The sequence below is a fragment of the Plasticicumulans lactativorans genome, assembly GCF_004341245.1.
Lineage (GTDB): Bacteria > Pseudomonadota > Gammaproteobacteria > Competibacterales > Competibacteraceae > Plasticicumulans_A > Plasticicumulans_A lactativorans.
The window spans coordinates 117,399-138,013 of the sequence record NZ_SLWY01000002.1 but is presented as its reverse complement, the minus strand read 5'-3'; the positions used below and the strand labels follow the sequence as shown (position 1 = coordinate 138,013).

15 protein-coding genes are annotated in these 20,615 nt (G+C 69.8%); 10 read left to right on the top strand and 5 right to left on the bottom strand.

Translation table 11 applies throughout. The features are described 5' to 3' along the window. Nucleotides 1–292 precede the first annotated feature (292 nt). From phbB to EV699_RS01750, 3 genes are all read right to left on the bottom strand, one after another. On the bottom strand, nucleotides 293–1,033 hold the full coding sequence (phbB, locus tag EV699_RS01760; RefSeq protein WP_132538343.1) for an acetoacetyl-CoA reductase: 741 nt from the start codon (nucleotides 1,031–1,033) through the stop codon (nucleotides 293–295). A 321-nt stretch (nucleotides 1,034–1,354) separates the two neighbouring features. Beyond that, complete coding sequence (locus EV699_RS01755) at nucleotides 1,355–2,809, bottom strand: sigma-54 interaction domain-containing protein (RefSeq protein WP_132538341.1); 1,455 nt, start codon at nucleotides 2,807–2,809, stop codon at nucleotides 1,355–1,357. A gap of 80 nt (nucleotides 2,810–2,889) precedes the next feature. After that, nucleotides 2,890–3,786 carry a LysR family transcriptional regulator gene (locus EV699_RS01750; protein WP_132538339.1) on the bottom strand — a complete coding sequence of 299 codons (897 nt, stop codon included), beginning with the start codon at nucleotides 3,784–3,786 and terminating at the stop codon, nucleotides 2,890–2,892. A 121-nt stretch (nucleotides 3,787–3,907) separates the two neighbouring features. Here EV699_RS01750 and rapA point away from each other — a divergent pair, with 121 nt between their 5' ends. The 10 genes from rapA to EV699_RS01700 all read left to right on the top strand — a co-directional run bounded on the left by rapA (nucleotide 3,908) and on the right by EV699_RS01700 (nucleotide 18,507). Next, nucleotides 3,908–6,721, top strand: coding sequence for an RNA polymerase-associated protein RapA (gene rapA / locus EV699_RS01745; RefSeq protein ID WP_132538337.1), 2,814 nt, complete (start codon nucleotides 3,908–3,910; stop codon nucleotides 6,719–6,721). 105 nt (nucleotides 6,722–6,826) lie between these two features. Then, a complete protein-coding gene (locus tag EV699_RS01740) occupies nucleotides 6,827–7,858 on the top strand; it encodes an HD domain-containing phosphohydrolase (protein WP_165903988.1) in 1,032 nt (343 codons plus the stop codon). A gap of 34 nt (nucleotides 7,859–7,892) precedes the next feature. Next, the gene (locus EV699_RS01735; RefSeq protein WP_132538333.1) at nucleotides 7,893–10,931 is read left to right on the top strand and encodes a PAS domain S-box protein; all 3,039 of its coding nucleotides are present in this window, start codon (nucleotides 7,893–7,895) and stop codon (nucleotides 10,929–10,931) included. Between the two features lie 359 nt (nucleotides 10,932–11,290). After that, nucleotides 11,291–11,599: a DUF485 domain-containing protein gene (locus tag EV699_RS01730; protein WP_132538331.1), complete on the top strand. Its 309-nt coding sequence runs from the start codon at nucleotides 11,291–11,293 to the stop codon at nucleotides 11,597–11,599. Then, nucleotides 11,596–13,293 (top strand): cation acetate symporter, encoded by a 1,698-nt coding sequence (locus EV699_RS01725; protein WP_424450010.1) that lies wholly within the window; start codon nucleotides 11,596–11,598, stop codon nucleotides 13,291–13,293. Before EV699_RS01730 ends, EV699_RS01725 begins: the two co-directional genes overlap by 4 nt. Nucleotides 13,294–13,401: 108 nt before the next feature. Then, nucleotides 13,402–15,219 carry a putative nucleotidyltransferase substrate binding domain-containing protein gene (locus EV699_RS01720; RefSeq protein WP_132538329.1) on the top strand — a complete coding sequence of 606 codons (1,818 nt, stop codon included), beginning with the start codon at nucleotides 13,402–13,404 and terminating at the stop codon, nucleotides 15,217–15,219. Next, a complete protein-coding gene (locus tag EV699_RS01715; protein WP_132538327.1) occupies nucleotides 15,219–15,806 on the top strand; it encodes a 3'-5' exonuclease family protein in 588 nt (195 codons plus the stop codon). The genes EV699_RS01720 and EV699_RS01715 overlap by 1 nt, the downstream gene beginning before the upstream one ends. Further along, complete coding sequence (locus tag EV699_RS01710) at nucleotides 15,803–16,036, top strand: MoaD/ThiS family protein (RefSeq protein WP_132538325.1); 234 nt, start codon at nucleotides 15,803–15,805, stop codon at nucleotides 16,034–16,036. The genes EV699_RS01715 and EV699_RS01710 overlap by 4 nt, the downstream gene beginning before the upstream one ends. Before the next feature lie 4 nt (nucleotides 16,037–16,040). Then, on the top strand, nucleotides 16,041–16,487 hold the full coding sequence (locus EV699_RS01705; RefSeq protein WP_132538323.1) for a molybdenum cofactor biosynthesis protein MoaE: 447 nt from the start codon (nucleotides 16,041–16,043) through the stop codon (nucleotides 16,485–16,487). A gap of 25 nt (nucleotides 16,488–16,512) precedes the next feature. Beyond that, nucleotides 16,513–18,507, top strand: coding sequence for a ThiF family adenylyltransferase (locus tag EV699_RS01700; RefSeq protein WP_132538321.1), 1,995 nt, complete (start codon nucleotides 16,513–16,515; stop codon nucleotides 18,505–18,507). A gap of 58 nt (nucleotides 18,508–18,565) precedes the next feature. Here the strand turns inward: EV699_RS01700 and EV699_RS01695 are convergent, their stop codons facing one another. Then, nucleotides 18,566–19,873, bottom strand: coding sequence for a DUF1302 family protein (locus EV699_RS01695; protein ID WP_132538319.1), 1,308 nt, complete (start codon nucleotides 19,871–19,873; stop codon nucleotides 18,566–18,568). Continuing rightward, nucleotides 19,870–20,559, bottom strand: a complete 690-nt coding sequence (locus EV699_RS01690) for an ABC transporter ATP-binding protein (protein ID WP_132538317.1) — start codon at nucleotides 20,557–20,559, stop codon at nucleotides 19,870–19,872. Before EV699_RS01690 ends, EV699_RS01695 begins: the two co-directional genes overlap by 4 nt. Between the last annotated feature and the right edge of the window lie 56 nt (nucleotides 20,560–20,615).

The following is a 20,615-nucleotide window of genomic DNA, read 5'->3' as shown; positions in this document are numbered from 1 at the left end:
ATGTCGACGCCCGCGCGCAGCGGGACTGCAGCCTCATCAACAAACCGCGTGCCACCTCGATACCTGGCAGCAAGAGACTGATGGAGAAGCACTTTTGAAAAGACCCCGGGAATCCGTGCAAGACAGCCGTCCGTGCCGCCGGACAGACGCTGACCGCCATCCCGGAAACTGTAGCCGGCGCCCGGCAGTGTTCCGGACGGCGGGCGGCGGCTGAAAACGAACGGGCCCCGTCACCGGTCGCGGCGACGGGGCCCGGGAGAGGCGCACGAAAACGCGCGCCGCGGCGGCAGGCTCAGTGCAGGTAGAGGCCGCCGTTCACGTAGAGGTCGGCGCCGGTGATGTAGCCGGCGTCGTCATCGGTCAGGAACGCCACCGTGCGTGCGACGTCCTGCGGCGTCCCCAGGCGCCCCACCGGAATCTGCGCGACGATCTTCGCGCGCACGTCCTCGGCGATCGCCATCACCATCTCGGTGCCGATGTAACCCGGCGATACGGTGTTGACGGTCACGCCGTTGCGCGCGCCCTCCTGCGCCACCGCCATCGTGAAGCCGTGCACGCCGGCCTTCGCCGCCGAGTAGTTGGCCTGCCCGAACTGGCCCTTCTGGCCGTTGACCGAGGCGATGTTGACGATGCGCCCGAAGCGGCGCGCCGCCATCTTCTCGAACACCTGCCGGGTCATGTTGAAGACGCTGCTGAGGTTGGTGGCGATCACCGCGTCCCACGCCGTCTTGTCCATCTTCTTCAGCACCGCATCGCGGGTGATGCCGGCGTTGTTGACCAGCACCTCCACCGGCCCGAGTTCGGTCTCGATCTGCTCCACCAGCGCCGCGCACGACGCGAAGTCGGTGACATCGACCGGGTACACGGCGATGTCGTAGCCCTCGGTCTTGCGCTCGGCCTGCCAGGCCCTGGCCTTCTCGGCCTCGGCCGGGTAATACGCGGCCACCACCGTACGCCCCTGGTCCGCCAGTGCCAGGCACATCGCGGTACCGAGCCCGCCGGTGCCGCCGGTCACGATTGCGACCTTACCCATGATCCACCCCTTTCGTTCGTGTTCAGTGTTGCCGGCGGCGTGGCCGCCGGGTACGCGCGACCCAAGATGGTGCTGCACCGCACCATATTAAGACCATCGCGGGCGCGCCGGCGATATCCAGCGCACTGCTGACGGCCTGGATCGGGGTTCCCATGCCGAAGGCAAGCACAGTGCCAATCCGCGGCGAAGCGCCCGGGTGGGCCGGATCCGCGGTGTCCAGGCCCGCGCATCGAGGCTGGCGGCGGCGGTGCGGGCGGGAGGGGTGACGGGGCGGGTGGACGGCTGTCCGACGACGCGGACAGCCAGGGTGGGCTTCGACGCTCAGACCGGGTCGCCGGCGTCGAACTGCGCGAGCTTCTCGTACAGCGTGGCGCGCGAAATGCCGAGGATGCGCGCGGCCTCGACCTTGCGCCCGCCGGCGGCGGCGAGGGCGGCGCGGATCGCGTCGCGCTCGGCGGCGGCGACCGCGGCGGCGAGCGGGCCGGCGCCGGCCGGCGCCGGCGCGGCGGCCGGCGCCGCCGGTGGCCGTGCCGCCGGCCCGGCACCGGCGAGGATGCCGGCGAAATCCACCGCTTCGAGGCGACGGCGGTCGCTCAGCATCGTCGCCCGTTCGAGCACGTTGGCGAGCTCGCGCACGTTGCCCGGCCAGTCGTAGGCGGCGAGCACCTCCAGCGCCGAGGCCGCGATGCTGCGGCGGGGGCCGCCGTTGCGCTCGCCGATGCGCGCCAGCAGCGCGTCGGCGAGCGCCGGCAGGTCCTCGCGCCGCGTGCGCAGCGGCGGCAGCGTGATCGGCAGCACGTTGAGGCGGAAGTACAGATCCGCGCGGAAGCGGCCGTCGGCGACCATCGCCGGCAGGTCGCGGCTGGTGGCGGCGATCACGCGCACATCGACCCGCTGCACGCGGTTCGACCCGACCGGCTCGAACTCCTGCTCCTGCAGCACGCGCAGGAGCTTCGCCTGCAGGTGCAGCGGCATGTCGCCGACTTCGTCGAGAAACAGCGTGCCGCCCTCGGCGAGCTTGAACTTGCCGTCGCGGCCGCGGCGGTCGGCGCCGGTGTAGGCGCCCGGCGCGACGCCGAAGAACTCGGCTTCGAGCAGGCCCTCCGGCACCGCGGCGACGTTCATGCCGACGAACGGGTGCCCGGCGCGCGCCGAGGCGGCGTGGATCGCCTGCGCCACCAGTTCCTTGCCGGTGCCGGTCTCGCCGAGCAGCAGCACCGTGGCCCCGCCCTGCGCGATGCGCCGCGCCTGCCGCTTGACCTCGGTCGCGGCCGCGCTGACGCCGACGAAATCCTCGAAGCGGTAGCGCGCGCGCCGGCTCTCCGACAGTTCGCGGCGCGCGGCATCGAGTTCGGCGCGCAGGCGGGTGAACTTGGTCATCACCGGCTGCAGCGAGCGCGGATCGTCGAACAGCACGAAGCCGACGGCACCGATCACGCGCCCGCCGGCATCGCGCAGCGGCAGCCGGGTGACCACCGGCGAGTGCTCGCCGTGCTGCATGATGTCGAGCAGGATCGGCTCGCCGGTCTCGACGACCTCGCGCATCAGGCTCTGCGGGATCACCTCCTCGACCGGCCGGCCGAGCGCCCACTCGGCGTCGGGCAGGCCGAGGAACTGCGCGTACTGCTCGTTCATCCAGACGATGCGCGCCTCGCCGTCCACCGCCATCGCCCCCTCGCAGGACGATTCGAAGTAGTCGAACAGGTACTGCGCCGCCTGGCGGCGGATACTTTCGGCGTGGTCGAGAAAGCTCGGCAGACGGTGCGCCTGGGCCATGGGGGCTCTTCCGGTGGGGGGCGTCGATCAAGGTAATCCCGCCCGCCACGCGACGGAAGCGCCGGTGCTGGCCGAACCCCTCACGCCGGGCGCAGTGCCGGCAGCGGACATGCCTCCAGGGCGTGCAGGAACCACTGCAGCGCCCGGCCGGCCGGGCCGCGGCGCCAGGCGAGGTGCAGCGTCACCGCCGGCGGCGGCTCGGTCACCGCCTTCGCGACCAGCCCCCCGGCGTCGCGCGCGGCTTCGAACCACGGCCGCGGCACGAAGCCGACGCCGAGTCCGGCGCGCAGCGCGGCGAGCTGGGCCGGGTAGGTGGGCACTCCGAGCAGCTCGCCGAACGCCACGGCGCCGCATGCACGCCACGTCGCCGCGGGTGCGCCGTCGCTGACCATCACCTGGCGGTGCGTGCACCACACCGCGGGGGGCAGCGGTTCGACGATCGTCGCGAGCGGATGCCCGGGGGCGCAGGCGAAGACGAAGTCGACCGTGCCGAACGGTCGCGTCGCCCACGCCGGGGCGGGCGGCCCCGAGGTGCCGATGACGAGATCGGCACGGCCATCGCCCTCGCGCACGCCGGCGCCCCGCTCCTCGATCAGCCACAGGCGGGTCCCCGGCGCCTCGCGGTAGAAGGCCGCGAGCAGCGGCAGCAGCGATTCGGGAGGCAGGAGACGGCCGAGCAGCAGCGCCAGTTCGGCCTCCCAGCCGCCGGCGAGGCGGCGTGCCAGGGCGTCGACGCCGTCGGCGGCGTGCAGCAGCTCCCGCCCCGCCGCCAGCAGCTGCTCGCCGTCGGCGGTGAGCCGCGCCCGGTGGCCGCTGCGGTCGAACAACTGCAGCGCGAGCTCCTGCTCGAGCTTGTGCACGGCGTAGGTGATCGCCGAGGGCACGCGATGCAGGTCTTCGGCGGCCCCGGCGAAGCTGCCGCGACGGGCGATCGCGTCGAGCACGATCAGGGCGTCGAGGGTCAGGCGGGTCGGCATCGCGCATCCTCGGGTCGGCGGGGCGTGCCTTGGTTTAGCCGAGCCCCCGGCGCCGGTCGAGGCCGCACGCCGCGCTGTACTATCATCGCGCCCCTTTGGGCGTGAGGGCGGGAGGCGCGAATTGGACGAGTTCGTCGGCGGCAGTCGCTGGATCAGCGAGACCGAGCCGGAACTGGGCCTGGGCATGGTGTTGTCGGGCGATGCCCGGCGGGTGACGCTGCTGTTCCACGGCAGCGGCGAGATGCGCCAGTACGCGCGCGCCGGCGCGCCGCTGGCGCGCGTGCGTTTTCAGCCGGGTGACGCCGTGCACAGCCACGAGGGCTGGTCGCTGGTGGTCGAGTCCGTCGAGGAAACCGGCGGCCTGTTCACCTACCACGGCGGCGGCCGGCAGCTACCGGAAACGGCGCTGTCCAACTTCATCAGCTTCAGCAAGCCGCAGGACCGCCTGTTCGCCGGCCAGGCCGACCCCGCGGCGCAGTTCACGCTGCGCGTGGCGGCGCTCGAGCACCAGGCGCGCATGCGCGGCTCCGACCTGCGCGGCCTGCTCGGCCCGCGCATCGAGCTGCTGCCGCACCAGTTGTGGATCGCCCACGAGGTCGCCGGCCGCTACGCGCCGCGGGTGCTGCTCGCCGACGAGGTGGGGCTCGGCAAGACCATCGAGGCCGGGCTGATCCTGCACCAGCGCGTGCTCACCGGCCGCAGTGCGCGGGTGCTGGTGCTGGTGCCGGAGTCGCTGCTGAACCAGTGGTTCCTGGAACTGCGGCGACGCTTCAACCTGGCGTTCAGCATGTTCGACGAGGCGCGCTGCATCGCCGCGGCGCAGGAGGCCGGCAACCCCTTCCTGTCGGCCCAACTGGTACTGGCGAGCATCGCCTTCCTCACCGGCTCGGCCGAGCGCCTGGCGCAGGCCGAAGCCGCCGGCTGGGACCTGCTGATCGTCGACGAGGCCCACCACCTCGCCTGGGAAGCCGGCCTGCCGAGCCCGGAGTACGCCACCGTCGAGCGCCTCGCCGCCCGTACCGAAGGCCTGCTGCTGCTCACCGCCACGCCGGAGCAGTTCGGTGAGGAAGGGCACTTCGCGCGGCTGCGCCTGCTCGACCCCGACCGCTTCCACGACCTCGACGCCTTCCATGCCGAGCAGGCCGACTACCGCGCGATCGCCCGCGTGGTCGACACCCTGCTCGCCGGGCAGGCACCGGGCGCGGCCGATGCCGAACTGCTGCGCGGGCGCCTCGGCGAAGCGACGGCGCTCGACGCCCTCGGCGACGCCGATGCCGAGCAGGCCCGCGAGCGGCTGATCGAGCAGTTGCTCGATCGCCACGGCACCGGCCGTGTGCTGTTCCGCAACAGCCGCAGCGCCCTGGCGCAGTTCCCCCGGCGGGTGCCGCACCTGCTCGCCCTGCCCTGCCCGGCGGCCTACGCGGCGCTCGCCCACAGCCCGACGCCGGAGCGCGCGTGGCAGCCCGCCGCGGACGGGCGCCCGTGGTGGCGCTTCGACCCGCGCGTCGACGTCCTGCTCGAACTGCTCGAACACGGCGACAAGGTGCTGCTGATCTGCGCCCGCAAGGAAACCGCGATCGACCTCGACGAGGCCCTGCGCACCCGCAGCGGCGTGCCGGCGGCGCTGTTCCACGAGGACATGCCGCTGCTCGCCCGCGACCGCGCCGCGGCGTGGTTCGCCGACCGCGACGGCGCGCGCGTGCTGCTGTGCTCCGAGATCGGCAGCGAGGGGCGCAACTTCCAGTTCGCGCAGCACCTCGTGCTGTTCGACCTGCCCGCCGATCCCGACCTGCTCGAACAGCGCATCGGCCGCCTGGATCGCATCGGCCAGCGCGGCGACATCCACCTCCACGTGCCCTACCTGCGTGACACCGCCCAGGAGGCGCTCGCGCGCTGGTACGACGAGGGTCTCGATGCGTTCGCCCGCCATGCGCGCGCCGCACCGGCGGTGTACCGGGTCATGGCCGAGCGCCTGCATGCGGCACTCGGCCGTCGCGACGACCTCGCGGCCCTGCTCGCCGACACCCGGGCGCTCGCCGCCGAACTCGGCGCGGCCCTCGAGGCCGGCCGCGACCGCCTCCTCGAACGCCATTCGTACCGCCCGCAACCAGCCGGGGCGCTCGCCGCGCGGATCGCCGCGATCGACGCCGACGGCGAGCTCGAAGGCTTCATGGAGCGGCTGTTCGATCACTTCGGCGTCGATCAGGAAGAGCATTCCGAACACGCGCGGGTGCTGCGCCCCGGTGAGGCGCTGTACACGGCGGCACTCCCCGGACTGGCCGACGAGGGCCTGACGGTGAGCTTCGAGCGCAGGCGCGCCCTCGCCCGCGAGGACATGGAGTTCCTGAGCTGGGAACACCCGCTGGTCAGCGGCGCGTTCGAGCTGCTGCTCGGCAGCGAGCACGGCAACTGTGCCCTGGCCGGCTGGACCGACGCCGCCGGGGATGTGCCCGAGTGGCTCGTCGAAGCCGTGTTCGTGCTGGAGTGCGTGGCGCCGCGGGCGCTGCAGGTCGACCGCTACCTGCCGCCGCAGCCCCTGCGCGTGGTGCTCGACCCGCACCTGCACCTGCGCGGCGACGACTACCCGGCGGCGCGACTCGACGCGGCCACGCGGGACCTGCCGGCGGCGGCGCTGCGCGAACCGCTGGGCGCCCATCAACGCCTGCTGCGGCGCATGCTCGATGCTGCGGCGATCGCCGCCAGCACGCTCGCCGAACAGCGGGTGCAGGCGGCACTGACGCGCATGCAGGCCGAACTGACGCCGGAAGCCGAACGGCTGCGCAGCCTCGCCGCGGTCAATCCGAACGTGCGCGTCACCGAGATCGAGTTCGCCGAAACGCGCATCGCCGAGCTCTACCGGCACATGCACGCGGCCCGCCCGCGCCTCGACGCACTGCGTGTCGTGACCACGATCGCGAGCCCGTCGACAACGTGAATGTTTGTGGAAATCAGGGCTTGGCGCCGCCCCCGTGGCGGCGCCGCCCACCCGCACGGGTATAGTCGCGGTCGCCGGCCAGGCATTCCGGCGAACCACGACACCATGAACATCGTGATCATCGACGACAACCAGATGAACGTTTCGCTGCTCACCCACCTGGTGAAGCGCGTCGACGACGGCCGCACGATCGGCTTCACCGATCCCCGCGCCGGCCTGGACTGGTGCCTGCATCACGACCCCGACCTGGTGATGGTCGACGACCGCATGCCGGAACTCAGCGGGCTGGAATTCATCCGCCAGTTTCGCGCCGGCGCATCCGACAACGTTCCGGTCCTGATGCTCACGGCACCGACCGAGCGGGCCCTGCGCGACCGGGCGCTCGCGGTCGGCGTCACCGATTTCATCGGCAAGCCGATCGATCGCACCGAATTCCTGTCGCGCACCCGCAGCATGCTGGCGCTGAGGCGTTTCCAGAAGGCGCTGACGGAGCGCACCGATGCCCTCACCGATCAGGTCCGCGACGCCAATGCCGAACTGGCAGCACGCGAACTGGCGATCGTCCGCCGCCTCGCCGAGGCGGCGGAAACGCGCAACCCCGCCGCCCGTGGCCGGCTCGCCCGCATCGCCGACTACACCGAAATCATCGCCCGCGGCCTGCTGCTCAACCCCGCGGAGCAGAGGCTGCTGCGCGAGGCCGCGCCCCTGCACGACATCGGCTGCATAACCGTGCCCGAAACGGTACTGGCCCATCCGGGGCCGCTCGGCGATGCGGAACGCGCCCTGGTCGAGACCCATGCAGGCGCCGGCCACAAACTGCTGGGGGGTGCCCGTTCCGCGGTCCTGCGCGCCGCTGCCGACATCGCCCTGCATCACCACGAACGCTGGGACGGCAGCGGCTACCCCCAGGGCCTGCGCGCCGAGAGCATCCCGCTGCATGCGCGCATCGTCGCCGTTGCCGACGTTTTCGACGCGCTGACCTCGGATCGCCCGTACCGCGCGGCGTGGCCGGTCGACGACGCGATCGACTACCTGCGCGCGCAGGCCGGAACGCTGTTCGACCCGGCGTGCATCGCCGCACTGGTCGCCGACCGCCGCGCCCTTGCCGGCGTGCGCATCCGCCACACGGACGCATGACCCATCAGGGTCGGGCGCCGTCTTCCGAGGCTTTATGAAGCTGCTCAACATGCTCTGGCCACGCCGCCTGACGACCCGCCTGACGCTGGCCGCCAGCGTCGTGCTGGTCGCCGCGGTGCTCGCGCAGGCACTGATCACCGCCCACGACCGCGCCGCGTTCTATCTGCAGACCGTGGTCGACCACGGTCGTACCGTCGCCAAGGCCACCGCTGACGCGGCCGCCGAGGCCATCCGCGGCGAGGGCCGCGACGCGCTCGAACGCATCACCCTGGCGACGGCACGCCAGCCTCACGTGCGCCTCGTCCAACTCACCGACAGCGCGGGGGCTCTGCTGGTGCAGGCGGCGACGGTCGGCAGCGTCACGCGTCTGCAGCCGCTGGGGGTCGGCGTGGCACCGCCTGCGACACCACAGGCCCAGGCCGAGGTTCCGACCGTGCCCGATGCCGTCACACCCGCCGTGGTGTGGGCGCCGGTACTCGCCGATCGCCTGCTCGGCTGGGTCCGGCTCGAACTCGATGCCAGCGTCGCGAGCAGCGGCGCCCTCGACTGGGGGCGCACGGCCTGGGTCGCGCTGGGCAGCGCCCTCCTCGGCAGCCTGCTGCTCGGCCTGCTGCTGCGCCGGCCGTTCGCGGCCTTGGCCGATGCCACCGCCTTCGCTCGCGATCTCGGCGATGCGCCGGGCGATCAGTTGACCGTATTCCGTGGCGCGCGCGAGATCGAGCGCCTGGGGTCAGCCCTCAACCAGGCGTCGGAGCGTCTGCGCGCCGGCGAGCACGCGCAGCGACAATCCGCAGAACGGCTGGAGGCGGTGCTGCGCCAAGCCGTGGACGGCGTCATCACGCTGGATGCCGGCGGCCGCATCGAATCGTTCAACGCTGCGGCCGAGCACCTCTTCGGTTACGCCGGCCGGCATGCCGTCGGCCACGCCATCGGTGAACTGCTGCCCGGGATCGAAGCCGGCACCACCCTGCGCAATCGCCGCCTCAACGCACGCCGTCGTGACGGTGCGACGATGCCCGTCGAGGTGTCGATCGGCGTCGCGACCTTCGACGACGACGCCGTCTACGTCGCCATCGTGCGGGATGTCAGCGAAAGGCAGCTCGCCGAGCGCGCCCTGGCGGAAAGCGAAGCGCGCAACAGCGCCATCCTGCAGGCGGCGCTCGACGGCATCGTTTCCATCGACGGGCAGGGCCGCATCCTGCAGTTCAATCCGGCCGCCGAATCCACCTTCGGCGTGCGTCGCCAGCAGGTGCTCGGGCGCGATATCGCCGAGGTCATCGTGCCGCCCGAGTCACGCGAGCGGCACCGGGCCGGGCTCGAGCGCTTCGTGAACGGCGGGCCCGGGCGCCTCATCGGACGCCGTGTCGAAATGGTCGCCCAGCGCGCCGACGGCGCCCGCATTCCGGTGGAGATCGCCCTGTCGGCGATCCAGCTCGAATCGGGCCCGATCTTCACCGCCTACATCCGCGACATCAGCGACCGGCTGCGCGCCGAGACCGCCATCCGCGAGAGCGAGGCGCGTTATCGCCGCGTCGTCGACAGCGTCCACGAGGTGATCTTCCAGACCGATGCCGAGGGTCGCTGGACCTTCCTCAACCGCGCCTGGACCGAGATTACCGGCTTTACGCTCGAAGCCAGCCTCGAACGGCCGATGGTCGACTTTCTCCACCCCGAGGATCGGCGCATCCACGATGCCGCGATCGGCGCGTTGCTGCGCGACGAACGCAAACAGGCGCGCTACGAGGTGCGGCTGCGCACGCGCACCGCCGACTACTGCTGGATCGAAGTGTCGGTCGAACTGACGCGCGGCGCCGAGCACACGCTCACCGGCAGCATCGGCACCCTCAGCGACATCAGTGAGCGCAAGCACGTGGAGGCCGAACTGCGTCGCGCGAAGCATGCCGCCGAAGCCGCCAATCGCGCCAAGAGCGACTTCCTGGCGACGATGAGCCACGAGATCCGCACGCCGATGAACGCCATCATCGGGATGACCGACCTCGTGCTCGACTCGCGGCTGGACGACCAGCAGCGCGAGTATCTGGCCCTGGTCAAATCGTCGGCCGATGCACTGCTCACGATCATCAACGACATCCTGGACCTGTCGACGATCGAGGCGGGCAAGCTGCGCAGCGAGGCGGTTCCCTTGCGCATCCGCGATGTCGTACGCGATGCCGTGCGCATCGTCGCCCAGAAGGCGGAAGGCAAGCACCTGGAACTGATCACCGAGGTGGACGCCGACGTCGAAGACGTCGTGATCGGCGATGCCCCTCGACTCAAGCAGGTGCTGCTGCACCTGCTCGGCAACGCCGTGAAGTTCACCCCCGCCGGCGAGGTCAACATCCGTGTCCGCGCCCAGGAACGAGCCGACAGGGACATGACGCTGCACCTGTCGGTGCGCGATACCGGCATCGGCATCGAGCCCGACAAGCTGTCCGCGATCTTCCAGCCGTTCGTGCAGGCGGACAGCTCGATCACCCGCCGCTTCGGCGGCACCGGCCTCGGCCTGACGATCTGCTCGCGCCTCGTCGAACTGATGGGGGGCCGCCTGTGGGTGGAGAGCGAGCCCGGACATGGGGCCGACTTCCAGATGACGGTGAAGGTCGGTCGTGTGCGCGATCAGGTGACGGCAGCCCCCTCGATCCTCGACGGAACCGGCCTGCGCGCCCTCGTGGCGTACGGCAATGCCAGCGCCCGTCGGGTGCTCGAGCGGATACTGCGCGGCCACGGGCTGCAGGTTCAGGGCGTCGCCGATGGAGCGGCAGCCGCGGCCGCGCTACACGAAACCCAGCACCTGGGCCATCCGTTCGATCTCGTGGTAGCCGACGCCACGCTCATGTCCGGCGGGGACGAACCGGCGCTGGCGACAGCGCTCGATGCCGGTGCCTTGGCGCGCACCCCGCTGGTGCTCGCGGCTGGCAATACCCAGGCCACCAACCCCCTCGTATGCCGCCGCGCGCAGGCGCTCGTCAGCAAGCCGTTCGATGAGACGAGTGTGCTCGAAGCCGTCGCCGCAGCCCTGCAGCCGGTTACCGCAAGCACGCCCTCGGCCGATCGCCCAGAGGGCCACGGCTAGCATCTGCCCCCGGCCCGGTGGCGGGCATCCCCCGGAACACACACCTCGGCAAGCCACCACCACGGGGGGCGGGCCGCAGTCTTTTGCGCAGCCTCCGCCCCGAATTCACGAATCCCCTTGCGCCTCGTCATGGTCGCTCCCGGCCGGGGCTGCTATACATCAAATGGCTTCGCCGGACCGTACTTTACTATCGCGGTCGTTCGGTTAAACTCGCCCTCGGGTTCGTATGCCGTCCCACTATCCATAACGCATTAGACGTATGGAGGATGGGTTTCCACGCACTCAGGAGGGCAAGTGCGTGCAGGGCAACGGAGCCGTCGAGCGACCTTATTCAAATCCATAATTATAGGAATGCGCCCATGCAGACCGATATAGTTCGACAAGTCAAAAGCAACCCCAAATACCACGAACTGGTCTCCAAACGTTCAGCCTTCGGCTGGACATTGGCTGTGGTAATGCTTGCCATTTACTACGGCTTCATTCTCGTGATCGCTTTCAAGAAGGAGCTGCTGAGCATCAAGATCAGTGAAACCGCGGTCATGACGATCGGCATGCCGATCGGCGTCGCCGTCATCGTCAGCGCATTCGTCCTGACCGGCATTTACGTCGCCCGCGCGAACTCCGAGTTCGATCGCCTGACCCATGAGATCGTGGAGTCGATCAAATGAGAATGCGTCATTCGCTGATCACCCTCGCCGCTCTGCTGGGTAGTACCTCGGCTTTCGCCGATGCCGTCAAGGGCCCGATCGAGAAACAGGCGACGAACGTCACGGCGATCGTGATGTTCCTGATCTTCGTCGGGATGACGATGGGCATCACCTACTGGGCGGCCGCGCGTACCAAGACGGCCAAGGACTTCTACACCGGCGGCGGCGGCATCACCGGCTTTCAGAACGGTCTGGCGATCGCCGGCGACTACATGTCGGCCGCTTCGTTCCTGGGCATCTCGGGCCTGGTGTTCTCGTCGGGCTTCGACGGCCTGATCTACTCCATCGGCTTCCTCGTCGGCTGGCCGATCATCATGTTCCTGGTCGCCGAGCAACTGCGCAATCTCGGCAAGTTCACCTTCGCCGACGTGGCCTCGTACCGCTTCGGCCAGACGGAAATCCGCACCATGGCGGCGGTTTCCTCGCTGGTCGTGGTCGCCTTCTATCTGATCGCCCAGATGGTCGGCGCCGGCAAACTGATCCAGCTGCTGTTCGGTATCGATTACTGGATCGCAGTGGTCGGCGTCGGCATCCTGATGATGATCTACGTGGTGTTCGGCGGCATGACAGCGACCACCTGGGTGCAGATCATCAAGGCCGTGCTGCTGCTGTCCGGCGCGACCTTCATGGCCTTCAGCGCGCTGGCGACCTTCGGCTTCAGCCCCGAGGAGATGTTCAAACAAGCCGTGGCCGCGCACCCGAAGGGGCAGGCGATCATGGGGCCCGGCGGGCTCGTCAAGGATCCCGTCAACGCGATTTCGCTCGGTCTCGCGCTGATGTTCGGTACCGCCGGTCTGCCGCACATCCTGATGCGCTTCTTCACCGTCCCGAACGCCAAGGAAGCGCGCAAGTCGGTTTTCTTTGCCACCGGCTTCATCGGCTACTTCTACATCCTGACCTTCATCATCGGCTTTTCGGCCATCGTGATGCTCGGCAAGCATCCCGAGTTCTTCAAGCCGGATGCGTTCGTCAACGGTGTCATAGACAAGGCCAAGCTGATCACGGGCCTGTCCGGCGGCACCAACATGGTCGCCATCCGCCTCGCCGAAGCGGTCGGCGGCAACCTGTTCCTGGGCTTCATCTCGGCGGTGGCCTTCGCGACCATCCTCGCCGTGGTGGCGGGCCTGACGCTCGCCGGTGCATCGGCGATCTCGCACGACCTCTATGCCAGCGTGATCGCACGTGGTCGCAGCAGCGAAGTGATGGAGATGAAGGTCTCGCGCTATTCGACCATCGCCCTCGGCATCCTGGCGATGATCCTGGGCATCGCCTTCGAAAGCCAGAACGTCGCGTTCATGGTGGGCCTGGCCTTCGCCATCGCCGCCAGCGCCAACTTCCCGGTGCTGCTGATGTCGGTGTTCTGGGGACGGATGACGACCCGTGGCGCGCAGGTCGGCGGCTACCTGGGTCTGGCGACTGCCGTGGTGCTGACGGTGATGTCGAAGGCCGTGTGGGTGGACGTGATCGGCAACAAGGAAGCGCTGATCGGGCTCGACAATCCGGCGATCATCTCGATTCCGGTGGCGTTCGTCGCCATCTGGCTGTTCTCGCTGATGGATCGCAGCAAACGTGCGGAGGAGGAGGCGCTGGCCTACGAGGCGCAGCACGTGCGCTGCGAAACGGGCATCGGCGCCGAAGGTGCTTCCGGGCACTGATCGGGCACCCCTCCCCCGGCCGCCCTCCCGGCGGCCGGGGCTGTCGCACCCCATCCCCCGCGGGCCGCGCGCACGTCGGGGGATTTTCTTTGACCGGAGATCGACCGTATGGAGCCACAGGGATTCCTTGCCGGCGTGGCGCCGTTCGCCGCGCTCGACCCGACGATCCTCGCGCACGCTGCCGCCGATGCGGACGTCGTGTACTTCAAGGCGGGCGTCACGATCGGCGACGAGGGGACCCCCGCCGAACACCTGCACGTGATCGTGCAGGGTGCGGTCCAGGAATTCGGCGGAACGGACCCCGTCGCCCGCCACGCCGCCGGTGACTATTTCGACGCCGAGGCGCTGCTGCGCGGCCATCTGCGCTCGCGCTTCGTCGCGCGCGAGGACACGGTCTGCTGCACCCTGCCGCGCGCGACCTTCCTCGCGCTGCTGGCGCACTCGCCGGCGTTCGCCACCCAGGTGTTCGATGACATCGTCGAGCGCGCCAGTGCCGTGCGCGCCGACCAGGCGCATCGGGATCTGGCGAGCTTCATGGTGGCGAAGATCGCCGATGCCTACATCCACCCGCCGCTGATCGTCCCGGCGAGCGCCTCGATCCGCGACGCGGCGATCGGCATGAAGCAGAACAAGGCGACCTCGCTGCTGGTGGACCGTGACGGCGAGATCGGCATCTGCTCCGGTACCGATCTGCGCAACGCCGTGGTCATCGACGGCATCCCGGCGGATCACCCTGTCGGTTCGATCGCGTCCTATGCCCTGGTGTGCCTCGACGCCGACGATTTCCTGTTCAACGCCCTGCTCGCGATGACGCGCCACAGCATCAGCCGCATCGTCATCAAGCGCGACGGGGTCATCCTGGGCGTGCTCGAGCAGGTCGACCTGCTCGGCTTCCTGTCGAGCCATTCACACCTGATCGCGGTGCAGATCGAGCGCGCCTCCTCGCGCGAGGAACTGGCGCTGGCCAGCCGCAATCTGACCGGCGTCATCGAGGCGCTCAACGCCAAGGGCGTCAAGCTCCGCTACATCGGCCAACTGCTGGCCGAACTCAACAAGAAGCTCTTCGCCAAGCTGTTCGCCCTGCTCGCGCCACCGGAACTGATCGCCAACAGCTGCCTGATCGTGATGGGCAGCGAGGGGCGCGAGGAGCAGATCCTCAAGACCGACCAGGACAACGCCCTGATCCTGCGCGACGGCTTCACGTGCGCGGAACTCGAACGGGTGGTGCACGACTTCACCGAGAGTCTCGTCGAATTCGGCTACCCGCGCTGCCCCGGCAACATCATGGTGTCGAACCCCTACTGGACCAAGTCGCTGACGGCGTTCAAGGACGAGATCTTCGAGTGGATCCTGCGGCCGTCGGAGGAAAGCTTCCTGCACTTCGCGATCTTCTACGACGCCATGCCCGTCGCCGGCGACACCACCCTGCTTGCCGAGGCACGCCGCTACCTGTACCAGCAGTTGCGCAGCCACCAGGCGTTCCTCGCGCGCTTCGCCAAGGCGACGGTCGCCTTCGAGACCCCGCTGGGCTTCTTCGCGAACTTCGTGCTCGAGAAGGATGCGCACCGCGACGAACTCGACCTGAAGAAGGGCGGCATCTTCCCGCTCGTGCACGGCATCCGCAGCCTGGCGCTCGAACACCGGCTCACCGAGACCAACACGGTCGAGCGCATCGAGGTCCTGCGTGCGAAAGGCGTGCTCGAGGAGCCGTTCGCGACCGAACTGGTGGAAACCCTGACCTTCCTGTCGACGCTGCGACTCAAGGCCGGGTTGCGCAAGCTCAAGGCCGGGCTGGCGCAGGACAACTACATCAGGCCCGCCGACCTCAACAAGCTCGAACGCGAGATGCTTCGCGACTCGCTCAAGATCGTCAATGAATTCAAGAAGTACGTTTCGTTCCACTTCAAGCTGAACATGGTTTCCTGATGCTCCTGGCCCTGGCCCGACGGCTCCGCCATCCCCCTGCCACGGACCAGCCGTCACGGCAGCACGGGGACACGCCGGACACGGCCGGCGAAGTCGTCTGCATCGACTGCACCGCGACCTCGCTGGATCGTCGCGATGCGCGCCTGCTCGCCGTGGCCGCCGTGCCCCTGCGCGGCAATCGCCTGCTCACCAGCCAGGCCCTGCACCTCAGCGTCGACCCGGCCTGGCCGCGGGCGCTGCCGCCCCTCGACGCGGCCGCGCAGTTGCTGCGTTACATCGGCCAGCGCCCGCTCGTCGGCTACTATCTGGACTTCGACTTCGCGTTGCTCGCACCGCTGTTTTCGGCGTTGCTCGGGCACCCGCTGCCCAACCGCGGCATCGATGTGTCGGCGCTCTACTACGCACGCCGGGTGCGCGGTCGGCCGGTATCCGGCCCCGACGACCTGCGCTTCGAGACGATCCGCCGCGACCTCGGGCTACCCGCCCTCAGCGGCCGCTCGGCGCTGTCGCACGCGGTGCTGGCGGGGCTGATGTACCTGAAGCTCAGCACGCCGGACCGCCCCACTCCTGGAGACGAACCCCCGTGAGCATCCGCATCCGTTATTTCGCCAGCCTGCGCGACCGCCTCGAACGCGACGCGGACCAGCTCGAGGTCGACGAACCGCTGGCCGTCGGCGAGGTCTGGCAGCGCCTCAACCCCGACCTGCCCCTGCCGCCGCAGACGCTCGCCGCGCTCAACCACGAGTACGCCGGCCTCGACGCGCCGGTGCGCGACGGCGACGAACTCGCGTTCTTCCCGCCGGTGACCGGGGGCTGAGCCGATGCGCATCGAACTCCACGCCACGGCCTTCGACCCGTGGGCCGTGCTCGCGCAACACGTCGCGACCGCCGCGCACCTGCGCGGGCGCGGCGGTGCACTCGCCACCTTCGTCGGCACGATGCGCGATCGCAACGACGGCGACCACGTGCAGGGGATGCGGCTGGAGCACTACCCCGGCATGACCGAACGCGAACTCGAACGCATCGCCGGCGAGGCGGCGGCACGCTGGCCGCTGCTCGATGTCGTGCTGCTGCACCGGTTCGGCGAACTGCAGCCGGACGATCCCATCGTGCTGGTCGCCGTCTGGTCCGAGCACCGCGCCGCGGCCTTCGACGCCTGCCGCTTCATCATGGAGGCGCTGAAGTCGCGCGCGCCGTTCTGGAAGAAGGAACGCCTCGCGCACGGCGAGCGCTGGGTGACGACGAACACGCCCGGCACGGCCGGGTGACGCACTGGACCTGAGGAGACCACGGATGCCTGACCGCTTCGCGTACGCCACCGCCTTCAGCCGCAACATCGGCTGGATCAGCGTCACCGAGCAAGCCGCCCTGCGCGGCAAGCGCATCGCGATCGCCGGCCTCGGCGGCGTCGGCGGCAGCCACCTGCTGACGCTGACCCGCCTCGGCATCGGTGCCTTCAACCTCGCCGACTTCGACAGCTTCGAACTGCACAACTTCAACCGGCAGGCGGGGGCCAACCTGCACACCATCGGGCGCCCCAAGCTCGACGTGATGGCCGACCTGGCCCGCGCGATCAACCCCGAGCTGAAGCTGCAGCTGTTCCCCGAGGGCATCGGGCCCGACCTGCTCGACATCTTCCTCGACGGCGTCGACCTCTACGTCGATGCCCTCGACTTCTTCGCCGTCGACATCCGCCGCCAGGTGTTCGCGGCCTGCCATGCCCGGCACATCCCGGCGATCACCGCCGCCCCGCTCGGCATGGGCAGCGCCGTCCTGACCTTCGTTCCGGGGGGCATGAGCTTCGAGGAGTACTTCAGGCTCGACGGCCAGCCGCGCGACGAACAGCTCGCCCGCTTCCTCGTCGGCCTGTCGCCGGCGATGCTGCAGCGGCCCTACCTGGTCGACCCCTCGGCGGTCGATTTCAACGCCGCGCGCGGCCCGTCGACGACGATGGCCTGCGAGCTGTGCGCAGGCCTGCTCGCGACCGAGGCGCTGAAGCTCCTGCTGCAGCGCGGACGCCTCACCGTCGCGCCGCATGGCCTGCACTTCGATGCCTACCGCGAGCGCCTGGTGCGCACCTGGCGCCCGGGCGGCAACCGCAACCCACTGCAGCGGCTGATGCTCACGTTCGCGCGGCGCATGCTCGCCGCGATGCGCGCCCTGCCCCCCTCGACCCCCGCGCCGCGCCTGCCCGCGGCGCTCGACCCGCGCGTCGCGCGCGTGCTCGATCTGGCGCGCTGGGCACCGAGCGGCGACAACACCCAGCCCTGGCGCTTCGAGGCGCGCTCGCCGCTGGTGGTGGTGGTGCACGGTTTCGACACCCGTGAGCACGTCGTCTATGACCTGCGCGGGCGGGCCAGCCAGCTGGCGCTCGGGGGCATGCTCGAAACCGTGGTGATCGCCGCGTCCGGCCAGGGCCTGGCGGTGCAGGTGGAACGCCACCCCGACGCCCCGGAGGAGCGCCCGACCTTCACCCTGAGCTTCCAGCCCGATCCGGCGGCGAAGCCCGACCCGCTCGAAACCGCGATCCTCGCGCGCTGCACCCAGCGCCGGCCGATGCGCCCGACGCCGCTCGCCGACCGCCACAAGGCGGCGCTCGAGGCCGCGGTCGGCCCGAACTACGAAGTGCTCTGGCTGGACGGCTTCGCGACCAAGCGGCGGGTCGCCGCGCTGCTGTTCCGCAACGCGCACGTGCGCCTGACCACCCCCGAGGCTTACCCCACGCACCGCGACATCATCGAGTACGGGCGGCAGTTCAGCGATGACCGCATCCCTGACCAGGCGGTCGGGCTCGACCCGGTCGCCACGCGGCTGATGCGCTGGGCGATGCAGAGCTGGGCGCGGGTGGAGTTCCTCAACCGCTGGCTCGCCGGCACCTGGCTGCCGCGCATCCAGCTCGACTACGTGCCGGCGTTCGCCTGCGCCGCGCATTTCGTCATCGTCGCCCGCCAGCCCCTGCACGGGATCGACGACTACCTCGCCGGCGGCCGCGCGATGCAACGCTTCTGGCTGACCGCGGCGCGCCTCGGGCTGCAGTTCCAGCCCGAGATGACGCCGCTGATCTTCGCCTCCTACGTGCGCGACGGCATCACCTTCACCGCCACGCCGCGCTCGCGCGCCAACGCGCAGCGGCTCAGCGCCGAGTTCGAAGCCCTGGTCGGCGCCCAGAACGCGGCGCAGGCGGTGTTCATGGGGCGGGTCGGTTTCGGCCCGATCCCGCGGGCGCGTTCGACGCGCCTGCCGCTCGCCCGCCTGATGACCGGGACCACCCCCGGAACGACCGCCTGAAAACGCCGGCGGCCGCTGCAGAAGCCCTCCGCAGCGGCCGCCGCAAGCCGCGCCGTGCTCAGAAGCTGTAGCGCAGTTCGCCGTAGACGCGGTCGGCGTCGGTGTAGCGGCCGAACAGGCCCTCGGGCGGGCCGTGGAAGACATCGACGCCGAAGCTCGCCTTCAGGTCCTGGCTGATGTTCCAGGTCAGCCGCGGCCGCAGCATCCAGTCGTTGCGGTTGAGGCTGTGGATCAGGGTGATCTCGGGTTCGAGGCGGTTGTCCCAGGCCTTGGTGCTGTAGTACACGCTGACGCCCGATTCGAGGCGGTCCGGGATCATCGCCTGGTCGTACTGCACGTAGTAGCGCTGGAACGCCTGCAGGTTCAGCCGCGCATCGTTTTCGAGCGAGTAGTCGAGGCTCAGCACGTAGTCGAGGTAGTTCTTCGCCTCCAGGCCGTCGGCGTCCGACAGGCGCAGCACGTCGAAGCGCCGGCCCTGCGTGTAGATGGCCTCGCCGCGGAACACCACGCCGTCGAGGTCCTTCGCAAAGGTCGTCCCCCACTGCTGGATGCGCTGGTGGTCGGGGGTGTAGAGCAGCGTCGGCCCGCTCGACTCCAGCACGATCTGGCGCGAGAACGCCGGCGCCGCGTCCATGCTGCGGTAGTAGAAGCCGGACACGTCCCAGCCGTTGAGCAGGTACGACAGGCGCAGGCCGTAGGCCATGTCGTCGCTGCCGCCGTTCGGCTTGCTCTCCTGGCCGACGCGGTAGCCGAAGCCGGGGATCTGCGGCGGATAGGGGTAGAAATCGGCGCCGCAGTGGAAGCAGTCCCCGGGCTTGCCGATCTCGTCGTAGCTCATCTTCGGGATCCAGACGAACTCGGCGTGCATGTCCTCCTTGAAGTACTCGGCACGCGCCGCCCACTGCGGGATGCGGATGCGGTCGAAGTCCTGCGCGACGAACTCGCGCAGGTCACGCGCCGAGACCACGTCGGCGAAGAACAGGCCGACCATCTCGCCCCAGACGATGTTCTGGCGTCCGAAGCGGAAATCCCAGTCGCCGGCGGAGAGGTCGGCGTAGGTCTCGCGCAGCAGCACCTCGTGGCGCTGGTCCTCGCGCACGTCGGCCGGGTAGTAGTCGGAACTGTCGTAGACCGGGTCGTAGTAGGCCCAGCCGCTGAACTTCCAGCTCAGGCTCTCGTTGAAGGCGCCTTCGGCATTGACGCCCAGCAGGTTGCGGAACTTCGACCAGTGCTCGTCGCCGCTGTAGGTGTAGGCGGTTTCGCTCTGGGCGAAGCCGCCGAAGCGGACCTCGTCGTCCGCCGCCAGCGCCGGCGCCGCGGCCCCCAGCGCGAGGCCGACGGCGGGCAGCCATCGCCGCGCCCTCATGGATTGACCTCCTCGCCGACGATCGCGCCGTCGCTGATGCGGATCAGGCGGTTGGCCATCGCCATCACGCGGGCGTCGTGGGTCGAGAAGATGAAGGTGGTGCCCTGGTGGTCGTTGATCTGTTTCATGAGCTGCAGGATGCCCTCTCCGCTGGCGTGGTCGAGGTTGGCGGTGGGTTCGTCGGCGAGGACGATCTTCGGGTGCGTGGCCAGGGCCCGCGCGATCGCCACGCGCTGGCGCTGGCCGCCGCTCAGTTGCCCCGGCCGGTGCTTGGCGAAGCGGCCGAGGCCGACCATGTCGAGGAAGTACGCCACCCGCTTGCGGCGCTCGGCACGCGGCACCGACTGGATGTTGATCAGCGGGTACTCGACGTTCTCCTCGGCCGACAGCACCGGCAGCAGGTTGAACGTCTGGAAGATGAAGCCGAGGGTGTGGGCGCGCAGGTCGGCGAGCTCGTCGGGGTTGCGCCCGGTGACGTCGCGCCCGTCGATGATCACGCGCCCGCTGGTCGCCACGTCGATGCAGCCGATCATGTTCAGCAGCGTGGTCTTGCCGCTGCCCGACGGCCCGGCGAGCGCGGCGAACTCACCGGCCTCGATCGCCACGCTGACATCGTGCAGGGCGACCACCTCCTGCTCGCCGAGCTGGTAACGCTTAGAGACGTTTTCTATCCGTACTATGCTCATGGTCCTGTCCTTTCCCCGGATCTCCCGCCGTCAACGTCGTCGCCAAGGAGTCTCGC